Annotated in this window: 18 protein-coding genes and 1 other RNA gene; 8 read left to right on the plus strand and 11 right to left on the minus strand. The window is 40.1% G+C overall.

The genetic code is table 11. From position 1 onward, the window contains the following. Positions 1-16 precede the first annotated feature (16 nt). From leuD to NBH06_RS11885, 6 genes are all read right to left on the minus strand, one after another. A complete protein-coding gene (gene leuD / locus NBH06_RS11860; protein ID WP_046412290.1) occupies positions 17-607 on the minus strand; it encodes a 3-isopropylmalate dehydratase small subunit in 591 nt (196 codons plus the stop codon). Positions 608-619: 12 nt separating this feature from the next. Then, entirely contained in the window at positions 620-2014 is a 1395-nt protein-coding gene (gene leuC, locus NBH06_RS11865) for a 3-isopropylmalate dehydratase large subunit (protein ID WP_250794523.1), read from the minus strand. A gap of 9 nt (positions 2015-2023) precedes the next feature. Continuing rightward, positions 2024-3520, minus strand: coding sequence for a 2-isopropylmalate synthase (locus tag NBH06_RS11870; protein WP_021892538.1), 1497 nt, complete (start codon positions 3518-3520; stop codon positions 2024-2026). Positions 3521-3821: 301 nt separating this feature from the next. Continuing rightward, positions 3822-4436 (minus strand): hypothetical protein, encoded by a 615-nt coding sequence (locus NBH06_RS11875; protein ID WP_155012438.1) that lies wholly within the window; start codon positions 4434-4436, stop codon positions 3822-3824. 153 nt (positions 4437-4589) lie between these two features. Then, positions 4590-5450, minus strand: a complete 861-nt coding sequence (locus NBH06_RS11880; protein ID WP_008862117.1) for a sigma-70 family RNA polymerase sigma factor — start codon at positions 5448-5450, stop codon at positions 4590-4592. 238 nt (positions 5451-5688) lie between these two features. Further along, entirely contained in the window at positions 5689-7188 is a 1500-nt protein-coding gene (locus tag NBH06_RS11885) for a Do family serine endopeptidase (RefSeq protein ID WP_046415436.1), read from the minus strand. A 273-nt stretch (positions 7189-7461) separates the two neighbouring features. Between NBH06_RS11885 and rnpB the strand changes: the two genes are divergently transcribed. From rnpB to NBH06_RS11900, 3 genes are all read left to right on the plus strand, one after another. After that, an RNA gene (rnpB, locus tag NBH06_RS11890) (RNase P RNA component class A) lies at positions 7462-7808 on the plus strand. 31 nt (positions 7809-7839) lie between these two features. Beyond that, on the plus strand, positions 7840-9225 hold the full coding sequence (locus NBH06_RS11895; protein ID WP_021892541.1) for a YihY/virulence factor BrkB family protein: 1386 nt from the start codon (positions 7840-7842) through the stop codon (positions 9223-9225). A 1-nt stretch (position 9226) separates the two neighbouring features. Then, complete coding sequence (locus NBH06_RS11900; protein WP_008862114.1) at positions 9227-9604, plus strand: RidA family protein; 378 nt, start codon at positions 9227-9229, stop codon at positions 9602-9604. Here NBH06_RS11900 and NBH06_RS11905 read toward each other — a convergent pair. From NBH06_RS11905 to NBH06_RS11925, 5 genes are all read right to left on the minus strand, one after another. Further along, positions 9585-10877, minus strand: a complete 1293-nt coding sequence (locus tag NBH06_RS11905) for a bifunctional folylpolyglutamate synthase/dihydrofolate synthase (RefSeq protein WP_250794525.1) — start codon at positions 10875-10877, stop codon at positions 9585-9587. The genes NBH06_RS11900 and NBH06_RS11905 overlap by 20 nt on opposite strands. A gap of 16 nt (positions 10878-10893) precedes the next feature. Beyond that, positions 10894-11442, minus strand: coding sequence for a chromate transporter (locus NBH06_RS11910; RefSeq protein WP_195331231.1), 549 nt, complete (start codon positions 11440-11442; stop codon positions 10894-10896). A gap of 8 nt (positions 11443-11450) precedes the next feature. After that, positions 11451-12026, minus strand: a complete 576-nt coding sequence (locus tag NBH06_RS11915) for a chromate transporter (protein ID WP_250794527.1) — start codon at positions 12024-12026, stop codon at positions 11451-11453. 287 nt (positions 12027-12313) lie between these two features. Continuing rightward, positions 12314-12613: a thioredoxin gene (gene trxA / locus NBH06_RS11920; RefSeq protein WP_008862110.1), complete on the minus strand. Its 300-nt coding sequence runs from the start codon at positions 12611-12613 to the stop codon at positions 12314-12316. A gap of 74 nt (positions 12614-12687) precedes the next feature. Next, positions 12688-13116 (minus strand): hypothetical protein, encoded by a 429-nt coding sequence (locus NBH06_RS11925; protein WP_250794530.1) that lies wholly within the window; start codon positions 13114-13116, stop codon positions 12688-12690. 363 nt (positions 13117-13479) lie between these two features. Here NBH06_RS11925 and queC point away from each other — a divergent pair, with 363 nt between their 5' ends. The 5 genes from queC (at position 13480) to galK (ending at position 17760) form a co-directional block, all read left to right on the plus strand. Further along, positions 13480-14133: a 7-cyano-7-deazaguanine synthase QueC gene (gene queC, locus NBH06_RS11930; RefSeq protein WP_046412273.1), complete on the plus strand. Its 654-nt coding sequence runs from the start codon at positions 13480-13482 to the stop codon at positions 14131-14133. Positions 14134-14158: 25 nt separating this feature from the next. After that, the gene (locus NBH06_RS11935; RefSeq protein WP_021892548.1) at positions 14159-14518 is read left to right on the plus strand and encodes a 6-pyruvoyl trahydropterin synthase family protein; all 360 of its coding nucleotides are present in this window, start codon (positions 14159-14161) and stop codon (positions 14516-14518) included. Beyond that, positions 14515-15096, plus strand: a complete 582-nt coding sequence (locus NBH06_RS11940) for a 7-carboxy-7-deazaguanine synthase QueE (protein WP_250794532.1) — start codon at positions 14515-14517, stop codon at positions 15094-15096. Before NBH06_RS11935 ends, NBH06_RS11940 begins: the two co-directional genes overlap by 4 nt. 398 nt (positions 15097-15494) lie before the next feature. Then, positions 15495-16574: an aldose epimerase family protein gene (locus NBH06_RS11945; RefSeq protein ID WP_195331201.1), complete on the plus strand. Its 1080-nt coding sequence runs from the start codon at positions 15495-15497 to the stop codon at positions 16572-16574. A gap of 34 nt (positions 16575-16608) precedes the next feature. Further along, positions 16609-17760 carry a galactokinase gene (gene galK / locus NBH06_RS11950; protein ID WP_250794534.1) on the plus strand — a complete coding sequence of 384 codons (1152 nt, stop codon included), beginning with the start codon at positions 16609-16611 and terminating at the stop codon, positions 17758-17760. Positions 17761-17780: the final 20 nt, after the last annotated feature.

Here is a 17780-nt window from a genome sequence, read left to right on the forward strand (position 1 = left end):
GTACTTCTCGATTTCGTTATGAATGTTTTTTTTCCCAGTTTTCTATTTCTTGTTTTTTGCTCAGTAGATAATCGATGTCGTCATATCCGTTGAGCAAACAGTTCTTTTTGTAAGGATTTATTTCGAAATGTTCCGATTCTCCGCTTGTGTCATCTGTAATGGTTTGCTCTTTCAAATTGACTGTAACAGTCGATTGTGGGTTCGAAAAAATATGTTTGAATAAACTGGTAAGAAATTGCTCTGAGACAATTACCGGAAGTACTCCGTTGTTAAGTGCATTGTTCTTGAAAATATCGGCAAAAAAACTAGATACTACTACTTGGAATCCATATCCAGCAATAGCCCAAGCAGCATGTTCACGGCTGGAACCGCTACCGAAGTTTTTCCCCGCTACTAAAATGGAACCGGAATAGAGCGGGTTGTTAAGAATAAAATCTCGAATAGGTTGCCCTGTTTTATCGAAGCGCCAATCGCGGAACAGGTTTTCTCCGAAACCTTCCCGAGAAACGGCTTTTAGAAAACGAGCTGGGATAATTTGATCGGTATCTACATTCTCTTGGGGAAGAGGAATACATGTCGATGTTATGATGTCGATTTTTTTTATCATAGTCATACAAAGTTATAAAAATTTTCTGGGATCGGTTATCTCTCCTGTAATTGCTGTCGCAGCGGCTACCAAAGGTCCGGCAAGTATAGTCCGCGCTCCGGGACCCTGTCTACCTTCAAAGTTCCGATTAGAGGTCGATACAGCATATTTTCCCGGGGGGACTTTATCTTCGTTCATGGCTAAGCAAGCCGAACAACCGGGTTGACGTATTTCGAATCCTGCTTCCGACAAGATAAGATCGATGCCCTCTTCCTTGATTTGTCGCAACACGGCTTGTGAACCCGGTACGAGCCAAGCAATTATATGATTAGCTTTTTTGTGCCCTTTTACCAAATTGGCAAAAGCTCTGAAATCCTCAATACGGCCGTTTGTACAGCTTCCTAAAAAGACATAGTCGATTTTTTTCCCCATTAGAAGCTCTCCGGCAGAGAAACCCATGTAACTCAATGCCCGGCGAAACGAAATTTTTCCACTGTCTTCGATCGATTCTTCCAACAGTATTCTTTCGTCGATAGCGATTCCCATTCCGGGGTTTGTCCCATATGTAATGCGAGGGGAGATTTCTGCCGCATTAAATGTCACTTCCTTATCGAATGTAGCATCTTTATCGCTATATAGAGTTTTCCAATAGGCGAGGGCTTTGTCCCAATCTTTTCCCTTGGGTGCGAATTCTTTATCCTTTATATAACCGAATGTCGTTTCGTCGGGAGCAATCAGACCTCCGCGAGCTCCCATTTCGATACTGAGGTTACAGACTGTCATTCTTTCTTCCATACTGAGCGAGCGGATTGCTTCTCCTGCATATTCCACAAAATATCCGGTAGCTCCTCCTGTCGTCATTCGAGAAATGATAAATAAAGCGATGTCTTTAGCTGTGACTCCGGGAGAAAGTTTTCCTTCGATATTTATGCGCATTGTTTTAGGTTTGGGCTGTAAAATACATTGGGATGCCAATACCATAGCAACTTCGCTCGTGCCAATACCGAAAGCGACGGCTCCAAAAGCCCCGTGGGTCGAAGTGTGGCTGTCTCCGCAAACGATGGTCATTCCCGGTTGAGTCAACCCATATTCCGGTCCGATAACGTGAATGATTCCGTTTCTTTCATTTCCCAGTCCATAATGAGCTAAACCGAACTCGCTAGCATTGGTGGCGAGTGTCTCTACTTGATTGCGGGAAACCGGGTCGGCAATAGGCTTATCTTGATTTAACGTAGGAATATTATGGTCGGGAGAACAAGTTGTTCTTTCCGGTCGAAAAACCTTCAAATTTCTAGCCCTCAGTTCGTTGAAAGCCTGAGGACTGGTAACCTCGTGGCAATAGTGCCTGTCTATATATAATTGATCGGGGCCTCCTTTCACCGAGGTTACGACGTGGGTATCCCATATTTTATCAAATAATGTATTCATGTGATTTCGTTATATAATGAATTTATTAATAGCATCTATAAAGGCTTCGGCAGAGGCTGCGACAATATCTGTATTTGCCGAGAATCCGTAGTATGAGTTTCCGTTGTAGGTCACAGTCATATGTACTTTCCCTACATCGTCGCTGCCTTTGGTGATAGCTTGTATAAGAAATTCTTTGACTACCATTTTTCGGTGAATGATGCATCGTATAGCATTTATGGCGGCATCTACCGGTCCGTTTCCCGAAGCTGCTGCTTCGAATTTTTCACCGGCTATGTCTAATCCGATGCTGGCAACGGATTTTATTCCTACTCCGGCAGTTACTTGTAGGAAGTCTAGTTGTATGCGTGCATTGGCTGTTCTCTCTTTCCCTACCAACATTAATATATCGTCGTCATTGATATCTTTTTTACGATCGGCAAGTTTAAGAAATGAATCATAAGCTTTGTTCAAAGCATCTTTTTCCAATTCGATACCTAATAAATGAAGTCTATGTTTCAAAGCAGCCCGTCCACTTCTTGCGGTTAATACGATAGAGTTTTCGTCAATTCCGACGTCTTTGGGATCTATGATTTCATAGCTTTCCCGATTCTTCAATACACCGTCTTGGTGGATTCCTGACGAGTGGGCGAATGCGTTGCGGCCAACGATTGCTTTATTCGGTTGTACCGGCATGTTCATGAGATTAGAGACCATGCGGCTTATTCCGTAAATCTTTTGTGTATTGATATTAGTCTCTATCTGTAAGTTGTGGTGGCATTTGCAAATCATGGCTATTTCTTCAAGGGCTGTATTTCCAGCTCTTTCACCGATGCCGTTTATCGTAACTTCGGCTTGTCTGGCTCCGTTTTGGATTCCAGCCATCGTATTCGCCGTTGCCATGCCCAAATCGTTGTGACAATGAGTGGCTATCGTAACGTTATCGATTCCTGAGACATGTTCTTTGAGATATAATATTTTTTGCCCAAATTCGTCCGGCAAACAATATCCAGTTGTATCTGGTATGTTTATAACCGTAGCGCCTGCTTTGATGACGGCTTCGACTACTCTGGCTAAATATTCATTATCGGTACGGCCTGCATCTTCAGCATAAAATTGTACGTCTTCTACAAATTTTTTCGCATATTTGACAGCAGCCACAGCTCTTTCTACAATCTCTTCACGAGTCGAATTGAATTTATATTTAATGTGATAGTCCGAAGTTCCAATGCCTGTATGAATACGTTTATGTTTGGCATATCGAAGAGCCTCGGCTGCAACTTTTATATCGTTTTCGACAGCACGGGTAAGCGCACAGATCGTGGGCCATGTTACAGCTTTGGATATTTCGACGACCGATTCGAAGTCTCCGGGACTCGATACAGGAAATCCGGCTTCTATGATGTCGACACCAAGTGTCTCTAATGCCTTAGCTACTTGTATTTTTTCAACTGTGTTGAGTTGGCATCCGGGAACTTGTTCTCCGTCTCTTAATGTTGTGTCAAAGATAAATAATCTGTCGGACATGTTATTGCTATATTAAATTGTAAAAAGCCTTTCTCGACGTATTCGTGAGAAAGGCTATAATTTTTGTATCGTAAATTGCTAGGCACTATATCTCACTTCTATTCTGTTACATTCGATAGAAGATCAATAATTAGGCTGTTTAGCAATTCTATTATCATTATTGAATTATTTTGTTTCTTGTGCAAAGGTAGTTATTGTTTTGAGAAAACAAAATAAAATATCGTATTTTTCTTATTTAAATCTATAATCTGTAATTTTTATTGCTAAAAATATATTTATTTGTAATTAATAACTCGCGTTATTAGAAGCTTATTCCTAATCGGATAGATACGAGATGGCATCCGTTCATATCTTGGAAAGTTCCTTTTTCATCGGTAAATGGAGATATTTGATAAAAATTATATCCGATAAGAATATGAGACCCGAATTTTTTACTTACAGATAGGTTCATACCTAATCCGGCAGAACCAAAAAAGCCACCTTGATTTTCTCCTTTGTACATTTGATTGGTAGAATAACCCGCTCTGAAATCAACAAAAAGAAGAGATTTGTTGCTTAGCAAATTACAACGGAAAAGTGCATAAATAGGGAGGTAGTATCGATTGTTGGAAAATGAACTGTGAAGACCTATTCCTAAACCAAAGCATTTGATGGTGTGGGACCGGTAGCCTGCGAATAAATCTAAATCGAAAGAAGAAAAGTCATTCCCCGACATATCGATGGATGCTCCTGCTTCAACTCCAAATGTAACAGGTTTGATTTTTTTATCTTTGCTCATATCCGACAAGTTGCTTTCGCGCATGACGTATTGATTGTTCCCGTTTTCAAAACCTGTGGTCGATTCTTGTGCCGATGTATTTTGTAAAAAAAGGCATAGAGTTGATATTAACAATATCCGATATAGGTATTTAGCCATGATTTTATTATTTGTTGAGGACGAAGGTAAATTTTTTATTGCGATTGAGCAATCGAACGACTGAAAAAATAAATGAAGAGGTATTTAAAATAAAAAACCAACCTGAGGTGCAGGTCGGTTTTTCCTGCCATTGGGGCAGACAATCCAATAAGGTTACCCTAAATAAGTCTTTAACAGTTTACTCCTCGAAGCAGTCCTGAGTCTTCTGATGGCTTTTTCTTTTATTTGTCGAACTCTTTCTCGGGTTAATCCGAACTTGTCTCCAATTTCTTCGAGAGTCATTTCTTGACAGCCGATTCCAAAAAACATTTTAATGATTTCGCTTTCACGAGGAGTAAGTTGTTTAAGTGCGCGATCGATTTCTTTCGAGAGAGATTCGTTAATTAACGACCTATCTGCTATGGGGGAATCGTCATTAACCAATACGTCGAGCAGACTATTATCTTCTCCTTCAACAAAAGGGGCGTCTACCGAAATATGCCGTCCCGACACTTTTAATGTATCGGAGATTTTATCTACCGGTATATCCAATTCTTCTGCGAGCTCTTCGGGAGAGGGACGACGTTCGTTTTCTTGCTCGAATTTAGAAAGAGCTTTACTGATCTTATTGAGAGATCCTACTTGATTTAATGGCAAACGAACGATTCTCGATTGCTCGGCTAGAGCTTGAAGAATAGATTGACGAATCCACCACACTGCATAGGAAATGAACTTGAAGCCTCTCGTTTCATCAAATTTTTCGGCAGCTTTAATTAAACCCAAATTTCCTTCATTGATTAAGTCCGGGAGACTTAACCCTTGATTTTGGTATTGTTTGGCAACCGAAACGACAAAACGCAAATTGGCTCGTGTCAACTTTTCCAGTGCTGCATGATCGCCTTTTTTAATGCGTTGGGCAAGTTCTACTTCCTCTTCTACCGTAATCAAGTCTTCGCGTCCGATTTCTTGTAGGTACTTGTCAAGAGAAGCGCTCTCCCTGTTCGTAATCGATTTTGTAATTTTTAATTGTCTCATCTTGCAATATTGAGATTTTGGGACTGCAAATATACTATATTTATTGTTAATGGAGCTGTAAAAAATGTTTAATTTTGAACGTGAATCTACAAAAATACCATTTTACTGCTCCTGCCTTTTTCGTATTTATTATTATAACGTTTGAATATTTGTTCTGTTGTGTTTGTTGTGCTATATTTAATAATTATCTTTTAATTTGGAATATGACCCTTGTTTAGGGGTCATATTCCAAAAAGATTTAATCGGCCAAATCTACTGCATAATACATCATTTTTCCATTCGGATAAATACCCGTAATGAACATAACTTTTTGATTTTGATTTGATTTTACAATAGAGTCGTACATGGATTCCAAGTCACTAACCGACTTCATCGGGGTGTTATTGATTTCAAGAATGACAAATCCTTCTCGCATACCGGCCGCTTTGAATTTACCGTTTTTCAATCCAATGACCTGCACTCCATATCGGATATTCATCTCTCTCAAACTCTTGGTATCTAATTCTTTGAATCCAGCTCCCAAAGAATCCATTCCGGCAATCTTGGTTATCTCGGTATTGCCTTGACTATTTTTTAATGTCAGGGATACAGTTTTGGATTCTTTTCCTCGTAACAACCCTATTTTTATTTTATCTCCGGGACGATATTTACTCAATTGTTCGGAAAGCATAGCTCCATTTTTAATCTTTACGCCATTAATAGAGGTTATAACATCACCTTCTTTTATTCCTGCTTCCATCGCAGCGCTGCGATTGTATACTTCACCGACGTATATTCCTTCTTGTACTTCAAGATTTTCTTCTTTGGCCAATTCGGAGTCTATTTCTCTATACCCTATACCCAATACGGCTCTTTGTACGGTACCATATTCTTTCAAATCGGCAATTACTTTACTTACTATGGAAGTGGGAATAGCGAATGAATAGCCGGCGTAACTTCCTGTTTCGGAGTAAATGGCTGTATTGATACCCACTAATTCACCTGCTGTATTTACCAATGCTCCACCGCTATTTCCCGGATTTACAGCTGCATCGGTCTGGATAAACGCCTCTATACCCATTTTTTGGCTACGAGGGTTGAGTGCGCTTATGCTACGAGCTTTGGCACTTACGATACCAGCAGTAACCGTCGATGTCAATCCTAACGGATTTCCTACCGCCAATACCCATTCTCCGACTTTCAAATTATCGGAATCGCCAAATTTGACGATGGGGAGATCTTTGGCATCTATTTTTATCAATGCCAAATCGGTAGAAGGATCGGTTCCTATTACACGACCATTGAAAGTCCTATTGTCATTCAGGGTTATATCCAATTTATCGGCTCCTTCTACTACGTGATTATTGGTTACAATATATCCATCGGGGGTAATAATTACTCCCGACCCCAATCCAGCACGAGGCTGAGGTTGTATATTGCGCCCTCCTTGTCCAAAGAAATATTCGAAAAACGGATCGCTAAAACCGCCTAATTGACTTTGTTTGGGTGTAGAAATCGATTTTATACTAACGACGGCATTAACCGTGTTTTCGGCGGCAGTGGTGAAATCTGTTTCAACAGCCGGTCGATTGATTACTCTTGTAAAGCGAGTCGGCTGTGCATATCCACTGTCGAGCGATTGATCTTGTATTTTTGAATCGGCCGACTTATTCAATATACTAAATGCGCCGATTGTAATTCCGGAGCTCAGAGCTGCAATTAAGGCGATGCCCATCAATTTTTTTCCGTAAGAATTCATAATCTATTAGCTTTAAATGTTAATATTATCTTGTATTTAAGTTTTTCAGACGTTAAATTTAATACATTTATCGTGCCGTTGAAACCCCTGCATCTTCTTTTTAAGCTCTTTTAATAAGCAGGATAGCTACTTAACAGGGGTTAACGCAGATGACTGTCATGAGAATCATTTTTATATACTTAGGCATGTCATATTGTCCGTTAAAATTTACAAGATTAAAAATCATACTGACAGTATTCTGTCTTTGCCATTTTTATCGTATCTTTGTAACGTACAGCAGGACGGTCTGTCGCTCGTATGATGCGAGAGGAAAGTCCGGGCAACATAGAGCACCATATTTCCTAACGGGAAGCCATTCGCGAGAGTGGAGTAGCGTAACAGAAAATAACCGCTGCGAAAGCAGTAAGGGTGAAAAGGTGAGGTAAGAGCTCACCGGGTTTTACAGTAATGTAGAATGCCGTACGTCTTATGGGTTGTAAGGTTATGTATACCGGCGTTGTAGGGTTGCTCGCCCGATGCCGGGGGGTAAACCGCTAGAGCCTTGTGGTGACACAAGGTCGAGATAAATGACAGACACTCTTTCGAGAGTACATAACCCGGCTTACAGGCCTGCTGTATTTTTTTGTAGAAGTTTTCTGTACGATATATTCTATGGTTCAGCGTAAAAACAAGCCCTCTTTTTTTGCCCGCGCCAGCCTTTTGATAAAACGGTTATGGCAGTTTGTCTCGGTCGATATATGGCATGTGACCGAGTATAAGCTCCATATTCATATTCTTAAAACATTGAACTTGTCGGTACGCTGTTTCTTAAATGAAAAGTTGCAGGAAAAGGCTTCCGCTTTGACGTTTAGTACGATTTTGGCAATCGTGCCTGCGTTGGCTATGTTATTTGCTATTTGTAAGGGATTCGGATTCCAACATATTATACAAAGTCAGTTGTTCGATTATTTCCCGGCGCAACGCAATGCATTGGAATATATGTTAGGGTTCGTCGACCAGTATCTCGATCAGATGAAAGGTGGAGTATTCGTGGGGATAGGCCTTTGTTTCCTTTTGTGGACTTTGATAAGTTTGTTATCCAATATAGAGAAAGCATTCAATGATATTTGGCAGGTACAAGGCGGTCGATCGTTTTATCGTAAGGTTACCGATTATACCTCGATGTTTTTGATTTTGCCTATTTTGATGGTTGCATCGAGCGGATTTTCTTTGTTTATGTCAACCATGCTCAGTTCTTCGGTTCTATTCGATTTTATGAGCCCTTTGCTGCGTTGGGTCTTTCGATTAGCTCCATATATACTTACCGCTTTGTTCTTTACCGCTATTTATATTTTTATACCCAATACAAAGGTTAAGTTCAAATATGCGTTTATTTCTGGGCTTATTTGTGGTACGGTATTTCAGATTTTTCAATTTATATATATTTCGGGCCAAATTTGGGTATCGAAATATAATGCTATTTACGGGAGTTTCGCATTTTTGCCGTTGTTGCTCATTTGGATGCAATTTTCATGGTTGATTTGTCTGTTTGGTGCTGTGTTGACTTACTCATCTCAAAATGTAGTAAATTTCAATTTCGAAAAAGAGACCAACGATATATCTCGTCGGTATTCCGATTATATTATATTAGTCATAGCCACAGTTATTGTCCATCGGTTCAAGGAGGGACTTCCGCCGATGACCAAAGGACAGATATCGAGACGTTATGCTATTCCCATACAGTTGGTAGAGCGTACCGTCGATGAATTGGAACGGGTGAATATTATTTCGCAGACATTGTCGGAAGAAGAGAGGGTTCCTGCATATCAACCGGCGGTAGACATCAGCCGATTGACTTTGGGCTATTTATTGCGAGCCATCGACAGAGAAGGAGACGAGGATTTTATCTGTAATTTAAAAGCCGATTTCCCAAAGGAATGGGCGGCTATAATAGATACCCGTAGGCTTATGGAAGAGAAGGGTGATAGTATTGCGTTGAAAGATTTGAAAATAGAAGAAAGCCGAGTGCTTTCCCATAAATTAAATAATAATGAGTGATATGAAAAAAGTAATTTCTACGACATCTGCTCCGGCTGCTATCGGACCTTATAGTCAAGCTGTTGAAACCGGAAATATGATTTTCCTTTCGGGTCAATTGCCCATTGACCCCAAAACCGGAATAATGCCTGAGGGCATCAAAGCTCAAACTCGTCAAGCGTTTGCGAACATTAAAGCTATTTTGGCGGAGGCCGGTTATTCGGTCGAACATATTGTAAAGACGACCGTGCTGTTGGCCGATATGTCTCTTTTCGGAGAAATGAACGAAATATATGCCGAGCAGTTCGGGTCCGTATTTCCGTCTCGGTCGGCGTTTGCAGTTAAAGAATTACCGAAACAAGCATTAGTCGAAATAGAGGTTATTGCTGTGAAAGCATAGTTTTTAGCAAGTCGGCCACGATGAATGTACTGCCGCCTACGAAGATCAGATCATCGGGGCGGCTTTCTTTTTTCGCCGCTTCCACAGCTTGTTGAACCGACGGATAACACTTCCCTGTCAATCCTGCTTTTATTGCTAATTCGTACAGTCTTTCCTCGGGTAAAGCGCGAGGTATCGAGGCCCGGGTGAAATAGTAAACGGCATTTTGGGGGAGCATAGCCAAAACTCCCGAAATGTCTTTGTCATTGACCATACCGATGATAATACGCAAGTTTTGATAAGATTCGTTTTGCAACTGTCGAACTATATATTGTATGCCTCCGGTGTTGTGCCCGGTGTCGCAAATTAGTCGGGGAGACGATTCCAATTGTTGCCATCGCCCCATTAAACCGGTAAGACTGGTGACATGGGCGAAAGCATCATAGACCGATTGGTGGGAGATATTGTATCCTAAATTTCGTAATTGGCCGACTGCTGTCAGAACGGTAGCTGCATTTTTCTCCTGACATAGCCCGCTTAACTCCCCGAAAAGGTGCGGAAATTCGGGAGAATCGAATTCCCAACCTTTGTCATTCCGTTGGGTCGACCGGAAATGAATTTGTCCCTCTGCGAATATAATGGGGGCTTTTATCTCTTTCGCTCGATCGATGAATACTTGCTTCACCTCTCCCTGAGCTTCACCGATCACGACCGGTATTCCGGATTTTATAATACCTGCTTTTTCTCGGGCTATTTTCGGCAGGGTGTCTCCGAGCATTTGCACATGGTCATAGCTGATATTGGTAATGACACATAAATCAGGAGTAATGATATTTGTACTGTCCAATCTTCCGCCTAATCCGACTTCGATAACAGCGACATCTACTTGATTTTCGGCAAAGTAGTTAAACGCCATCATCATGGTGAGTTCGAAAAATGATGGTTGGATATGGAGTGTAGATGCAAGGTGTTTCTCTGCAAATTGAATAACATCTTCTTTGGAAATCATTTTTCCATTGATGCGGATACGTTCTCTGAAATCGATAAGATGCGGAGAGGTATATAATCCAGTTTTATATCCGTTTAATTGCAGAATAGCGGCTAATAGATGCGATACCGATCCCTTGCCGTTGGTCCCGGCAACATGTATGGTGTGAAACTTTCGATGGGGATATCCGAAATATTTGTCCAGCGCTTCGGTATTTTGCAGTCCCGGTTTATAAGCGGCACTTCCTATTTGTTGAAAAACGGGTAGTTGTTTATATAAATATTCCAATGTTTCTTCGTAATTCATAATTCATATTTCATATTTAGTATAAGGCATATCCTGAAATACCAGCCAATACGATAACGAGTATGGGGTGTATTTTCGCATAGTGTACCAGAACAAATGAGATTACTGCAATACCGATACTTATTGTATAGTCTGGAAAGTTTTCCTTATTCATGAGGAGGAGTGCGGCAGAAGCTATCAGACCGACAACCACAGGACGAAGTCCGGAAAATATGCTTTTGATAGTAATGTTATCTTTATGTTTAAGTATAAAACGGCTCACTAATAAGACTAAAATGAAAGACGGCAAACATACGGCAAATGTGGCGATTATCGACCCCCAAATACTATTACCGGCAGCTACATATCCTACATAAGTAGCACTGTTTATTCCTATGGGACCGGGAGTCATTTGAGAAATAGCTACGATATCGGTAAATTCGGTCGGGGTAAGCCACGGTTGGCTTTCGCCATAATGAACGACTTCTACCGCTTCGTGTTGAATGAGAGAGAGCATGGCGTATCCGCCACCAAAACCGAATAGTCCGATTTTTAGGTAGGCCCAAAATAAGTTGAGATATACGATCCACATGGCTATTTTTCTTCTTTATTACTCTTTTGTTTTGAACTGGCGATGACATGATTGCAGTAAAGTATTCCACCGATAGCTCCTAACAAGACGAACCAAATGGGGGAAACCCCTCCTAACCAGATTGATAATGCCACTATAATGGGAATAATAACCGTTTTAATATTGATACGTGCTGTTTTAGCCGTACTGAATACCGGAGACACGATGAGTGCGACCACTGCTGGTCTTATACCCTTGAATATACGCTCGACTACCGGATTGTCATACGTTTGAACAAACCAGATTGCAATAGCCAAGATGATTAGAAAAGAGGGTAGAATTGTACCGAGTGTCGCCGTGAGACAACCTTTTAATCCTCGCAATTTGTTTCCGATCAATATGGATATATTCACCGCCAAAACTCCGGGCAATGATTGTGCAATGGCAAGTGCGTCGACAAAATCTTCCCGTTTAATCCAGTTTTGTTTATCCACGACTTCTCTTTCAATGAGAGGTATCATAGCCCAACCGCCTCCGAATGTGAACGCACCTATTTTAAAAAATGATATGAATAGTTTCAGATACAGATTCGATCTCATAGTTTCTTTTTAATGCGCTGCAAAGATAGTGCAAACGAGGGCAGAAACAAATTTATTTGGTTATGTCGAGTGCCGCCTATTTTCGCATTTTTGCAAAGATAGTGTAAGGCAAGAGAAAGATAAAACGAATAAGTTCTTTTTTCTTTTCGACCAGTAATCTTTTGAGGACTTTTATCAAAGATAATATAAGGTTGGAACAGAAACAAGTTTAGTTGGATATATCGAAGTATAACCTGTTTTCGTATTCAGTTGTCTAGATCGTATAAAAAAGTGACAATCTTATGAAACTATCGTATATAAGACGATAGAATTTGTTCTAATTCGTTTAACGACAGGGCACCAGATTGTCGCCAAATGATTTCGCCTTGTTTCCATAGTACAAGGGTAGGGACTGACTGTATTCTATATTCCGAAGACAAGGAAATATTTTTATCGATATCTATTTTTAGTATAATGATTTTATTCCCCATTTTCTTTTTCAATTCTTCAAGGACTGGTTTCATCATTTTGCAGGGACCACACCATTCTGCAAAAAAGTCTACTAGAACCGGGGTATCACCTGCGATAATATCTTGAAATTTGTTCATGTCTTGAAATTTAATAAGATGAATATGATTTTAACAGCGGTATGGTTCTGTTGGTTCGATTCGTTCCGTGAATATCAGAAAATAGTATTGTCACGACAATCGACCAACCAGCTTCCTCTACGGTTAACCAAAGTAAGATTAATTTTTCGTATGAGTTTGTGTTTATGTGAGAAAAATAATTTCCCTTGTACGAACAGGGTATCTTGTGAAGTATTCATCTCAGAATAAGAAATATTGAAATGAGTGGGTGTGTTTTTTAATTCATCGGATTGATTCCCGACTAAGGTCTCAAACAAATATAGTGTTTCGGCCGACTCGGGAGTCGATAGCTTTTTAGCTTCTTGGAAGTTAGCGTTGGATAGATTTTCGACGAAAGATATGGCTATATTTTCAGGCTCGAAATGCTGATGGATAGAAGGGGTGCTAATCAATATTAAAGGGAGGCCTATGGCAGAGACGGTTAGACAAAAAAAGATAATGCGAACACGTGTTTTTGCTTTCATTGCGATATTCAATTTTATCTTTACTTTTGGCAAAGATAATAAAAGGTGAGCGCAGAGACAAACGGAAAATTCATTTCCGATTTGACTATGCCGAACCGAATCCCATCTTCGTATCTACAAAGATAGCGATTTTTTTAATGGCTTGCGCAAGAAATCCTATAAGAGGAATATGGATTTAATTTATCTTTACAACCTGTAAAGATAGGTTGCATTGAATAATTAAATAAAGCGTGTTTCAACTCTGGCTTTGCACGTCCCCCCCCTTTGTGAGAAATACAAAAATAGGTACGAAAAACGAACTTGTCCGTTTTATCCTACTCTTACCTTTCATTATCTTTGCAATCGAATATAAGAATAGAAAATATGAAAGATTCGTTGATCGTAGTATCTGGCGGTATGGATAGTATTACTTTGTTGTATGAGTGTGCCGACCGCATAGCATTAGCTGTTTCTTTTGATTATGGAGCTAATCATAACCATAAAGAAATACCGTTTGCTCGTATTCATTGCGAGCGGTTAAAAATAAAGCATATAGTAATACCTCTTGCGTTTATGAAAGAATATTTCAGAAGTTCGTTGTTGGACGGTAGCGACTCTGTACCGGAGGGACATTATGCCGATGAAAATATGAAAAGTACGGTTGTCCCGTTTCGGAATGGCATTATGTTATCAATTGCTTGCGGTATCGCAGAAAGCAATGGCTTGAAACAAGTTCTCATTGCTAATCATGGCGGAGACCACGCTATTTATCCCGACTGTCGATCGGAGTTTATCCAAGCTATGGATAAAGCTATGCGTTCGGGAACTTATGAGAATATTGGCATCTTTGCTCCCTATACCGATATTTCAAAAACAGAAATTGCCAGTCGGGGGAAAAAGTTGAATTTGAACTATGCCGAAACGTGGTCTTGTTACAAAGGAGGGGAGAAACATTGCGGGAAATGCGGTACTTGTGTAGAACGCAAAGAGGCTCTTCGGGATGCCGGGATTGAAGATCAGACAGAATACGAGGATTAATAACGAATAAAACGGTTAAGTTATAATGTATTACGTAGCTAAGACAATGGAAATTGCAGGCGCGCATTCTTTGCACCTTTCATATGAAAGTAAATGTGAAAAATTACATGGCCATAACTGGATTATTACGGTTTATTGTAAAGCGAAAGAACTGAATCAAGACGGTATGGTTTGTGACTTTAAACATATTAAAGATAAGATTCATGGCTATCTTGATCATGGGAATCTGAATGAATTGCTGCCTTTTAATCCGACCGCTGAAAACATAGCGAAATGGATTACGGATCAGATTCCCGAATGTTATAAAACCAAAGTTCAAGAAAGTGGTGGAAATACGGCTATTTACGAAATCGACGATTTTGAAAATGAAAATATTGACAGATGAAAGTAAATGAAATTTTTTACTCATTACAGGGTGAAGGTGTGTTTACAGGTACGGCTGCGATTTTTGTGAGGTTAGCGGGGTGTAATTTGCATTGTGATTTCTGTGATACAAAACATGAGGATTATACTATTTTTACAGAAGAAGAGATTGTAAAGGCTATTTCTGATTATCCTGCGAAACATGTAGTTATTACAGGAGGGGAACCCACTTTACAACTTACGCATTCGCTTGTCGACCGATTGCATGAAGTCGGGAAATTTGTCCAAATCGAAACCAACGGATCAATCGCATTAGATACCGATTTGGAACGGTCGATCGATTGGATTACTTGCTCTCCTAAAACGATTCCTGTGAAAATACAGCGTATGAATGAAATCAAAGTCGTTTATCAGGGACAAGATATGGAACCGTATGAAAAAATCGCCACAGCTTATGAGTGTTTTTGTAGCTTGCAACCTTGTGATGTCAATGATGAGATAAAAAATGAAAACAATCTTACCGCAGCTATCGAATACATTAAGAGCCACCCCCGATGGAGGCTTTCACTTCAAACCCATAAAATTATTAATATAAGATAATAATGGAGGATAAAAGAATAGGCTCTCGTCTACGGGATTTAATCGAATACATAGGTGAAAATCCAGATCGGCAAAGTCTTGACGAAACACCGGGTTGGATTTTATGAATATGAGCCGAGATATTTAGAAGTTATGTGCAAGTCTATGAGAGGTGTTAAGAACGAAGGAAAAATGAGTTTCAATAAGTATGTTTAATCAGATACAGATTTGCGTCACGGGTTTTATGAATCGCTCGATATGCAGATGTGAATCGGGAGAGGAGAGATGTAGTGAAAAATCCGTTAAAAATTTTCTTCTCTGATAATTTTATGCAAAACCATAAAAAAATCTTTGCAAGAAAAAAAGATAACGTTAACTTTACACAATCAACAAATTTAGTTAACCTTAAAAAGAAGAATATGGATATGACTCTTTCAGGATTGAATCCAACACATTTTCAAGGCTTAGTCGATGGTAAACAAACCGGTCTCTATATCTTGGTTAATAAAAATGGGTGCGAATTGACCCTAACTAATTATGGCGCGCGTATCGTTTCGTTAATGGTTCCCGATAAAAATGGGAAGATGATAGACGTGGTTACGGGGCATAATAACATACAGGAATACCTTACATCGGAGGAACCTTATTTTGGAGCGACTTGTGGTAGATATGCCAATCGTATTGCAAAAGGAAAATTCACGGTCGATGGAGTTTTGTATGATAAATTAGCGATAAACAATGGGCCTAACAGTCTGCATGGAGGGGTAAAAGGCTTCAACTTTCATGTTTGGGATGCCAATCAATTGGATAAACAAACAATAGAATTTTCCCGATTGTCTCCTGACGGTGAAGAAGGGTTTCCCGGAAATCTGCAAGTGAAGGTCATATTTAAATTAACTGACGATAATGCCGTTGATATAACTTACTATGCAGAAACCGATAAACCTACCATCGTTAATCTGACAAACCATTCGTATTTTAATTTGTCGGGTGCGGGAGATCCTTACATCGGTGATCATCTGTTATGCATTGATGCCGATTACTATTTACCAACCGATGATACGGCTATACCTTACGGAGAGAAGTCGGCGGTAGAGGGAACCCCGATGGATTTTCGTAAACTTTATGAAGTCGGTAGCCGTATAAACGAGCCGTTTGAACAACTGGTTTATGGAAAAGGTTACGATCATACTTATATTTTGAATAAGAAGCGGAGCGGTGAATTTTCATTTTGTGCAGAGTGTGTTTCGCCCAAAACCGGGATCGTGATGGACGTCTTTACGACAGAGCCCGGTGTACAGCTTTATACAGCCAATTGGATGACAGGAAATTTTATCGGGAAAAATGGGAAACGGTATCCGATGAGAGCTGCTATCTGTCTCGAAACTCAACATTTTCCAGATAGCCCTAATCATGAAAATTATCCTTCCGTTATCTTACGCCCTCATGAAAAATTCGAAAGTCATACACAGTTTAAATTTTCGGTTCGAGAGAAATAATCATATAAGTTATACAATTATTTAATTTAGTATTATGGATATAGAATTTGTAAGAAGTCGTTTTATCAAACATTTTGATGGCTCTACCGGGTCGGTATATGCCTCTCCCGGTCGTATAAACTTAATAGGAGAGCATACAGATTACAATGGTGGATTTGTATTTCCGGGAGCCATCGATAAAGGAATGGTTGCAGAACTTAAAATTAATGGGACGGATAAAGTCCGCGCATATTCGATAGATTTAAAAGATTATGTAGAGTTTGGATTGAACGAGGAAGACGCTCCCCGTGCCAGCTGGGCTCGTTATATATTCGGTGTGTGCCGCGAGATTATTAAACGAGGCGGTAAAATAGTCGGATTTAATACAGCATTTGCCGGCGATGTTCCTCTGGGGGCAGGTATGTCTTCGTCGGCTGCATTGGAGAGTACTTATGCTTTCGCTTTGAACGATATGTTCAACTGTGGCATCGACAAATTCGAATTGGCTAAAATCGGACAGGCTACCGAGCATAACTATTGTGGTGTAAATTGCGGTATTATGGACCAATTTGCTTCGGTGTTCGGTAAAGCCGGTCATCTGATACGACTGGATTGCCGTTCGTTGGAATATCAATACTTCCCGTTCAAGCCCGAAGGTTACCGACTCGTATTGCTTGATTCTGTCGTAAAGCATGAGTTGGCATCTTCCGCTTATAACGACCGACGCAAATCGTGCGAGAATGTGGTTGCCGCCATACAAAAGAAACACCCGCATGTAGAGTTCCTGAGAGATGCCAATATGTCTATGTTAGACGAGGTAAAAGAAGAGGTGTCTGCCGAGGATTATATGCGTGCAGAATATGTGATCGGTGAAGTGCAACGAGTCCTTGACGTATGCGATGCTCTTGAACAAGGAGATTATGAGACAGTAGGGCAGAAGATGTATGAGACTCATCATGGAATGAGTAAATTATATGAGGTAAGTTGTGAAGAACTCGATTTCCTAAATGATATTGCCAAAGAGTGTGGCGTGACCGGCTCTCGTGTGATGGGAGGTGGATTTGGCGGTTGTACGATAAACTTAGTTAAGGACGAATTGTATGATGCGTTTGTGGAAAAAGCCAAAGCAGAATATAAGACAAAATTCGGTCGTCTTCCCAAAGTTTATGATGTCGTGATTGCCGATGGGGCACGTAAACTTTGCTGATAAAAAATGGATATAAATAG

It is taken from the genome of Barnesiella sp. B2-R-119 (genome assembly GCF_023656675.1).
Lineage (GTDB): Bacteria > Bacteroidota > Bacteroidia > Bacteroidales > Barnesiellaceae > Barnesiella > Barnesiella intestinihominis.

Coding starts and splice junctions, on each gene's coding strand:
- leuD (WP_046412290.1), bottom strand. CDS start 607: ATGATAAAAAAAATCGACATCATAACATCGACATGTATTCCTCTTCCC.
- leuC (WP_250794523.1), bottom strand. CDS start 2,014: ATGAATACATTATTTGATAAAATATGGGATACCCACGTCGTAACCTCG.
- NBH06_RS11870 (WP_021892538.1), bottom strand. CDS start 3,520: ATGTCCGACAGATTATTTATCTTTGACACAACATTAAGAGACGGAGAA.
- NBH06_RS11875 (WP_155012438.1), bottom strand. CDS start 4,436: ATGGCTAAATACCTATATCGGATATTGTTAATATCAACTCTATGCCTT.
- NBH06_RS11880 (WP_008862117.1), bottom strand. CDS start 5,450: ATGAGACAATTAAAAATTACAAAATCGATTACGAACAGGGAGAGCGCT.
- NBH06_RS11885 (WP_046415436.1), bottom strand. CDS start 7,188: ATGAATTCTTACGGAAAAAAATTGATGGGCATCGCCTTAATTGCAGCT.
- NBH06_RS11895 (WP_021892541.1), top strand. CDS start 7,840: ATGGTTCAGCGTAAAAACAAGCCCTCTTTTTTTGCCCGCGCCAGCCTT.
- NBH06_RS11900 (WP_008862114.1), top strand. CDS start 9,227: ATGAAAAAAGTAATTTCTACGACATCTGCTCCGGCTGCTATCGGACCT.
- NBH06_RS11905 (WP_250794525.1), bottom strand. CDS start 10,877: ATGAATTACGAAGAAACATTGGAATATTTATATAAACAACTACCCGTT.
- NBH06_RS11915 (WP_250794527.1), bottom strand. CDS start 12,026: ATGAGATCGAATCTGTATCTGAAACTATTCATATCATTTTTTAAAATA.
- trxA (WP_008862110.1), bottom strand. CDS start 12,613: ATGAACAAATTTCAAGATATTATCGCAGGTGATACCCCGGTTCTAGTA.
- NBH06_RS11925 (WP_250794530.1), bottom strand. CDS start 13,116: ATGAAAGCAAAAACACGTGTTCGCATTATCTTTTTTTGTCTAACCGTC.
- queC (WP_046412273.1), top strand. CDS start 13,480: ATGAAAGATTCGTTGATCGTAGTATCTGGCGGTATGGATAGTATTACT.
- NBH06_RS11935 (WP_021892548.1), top strand. CDS start 14,159: ATGTATTACGTAGCTAAGACAATGGAAATTGCAGGCGCGCATTCTTTG.
- NBH06_RS11940 (WP_250794532.1), top strand. CDS start 14,515: ATGAAAGTAAATGAAATTTTTTACTCATTACAGGGTGAAGGTGTGTTT.
- NBH06_RS11945 (WP_195331201.1), top strand. CDS start 15,495: ATGGATATGACTCTTTCAGGATTGAATCCAACACATTTTCAAGGCTTA.
- galK (WP_250794534.1), top strand. CDS start 16,609: ATGGATATAGAATTTGTAAGAAGTCGTTTTATCAAACATTTTGATGGC.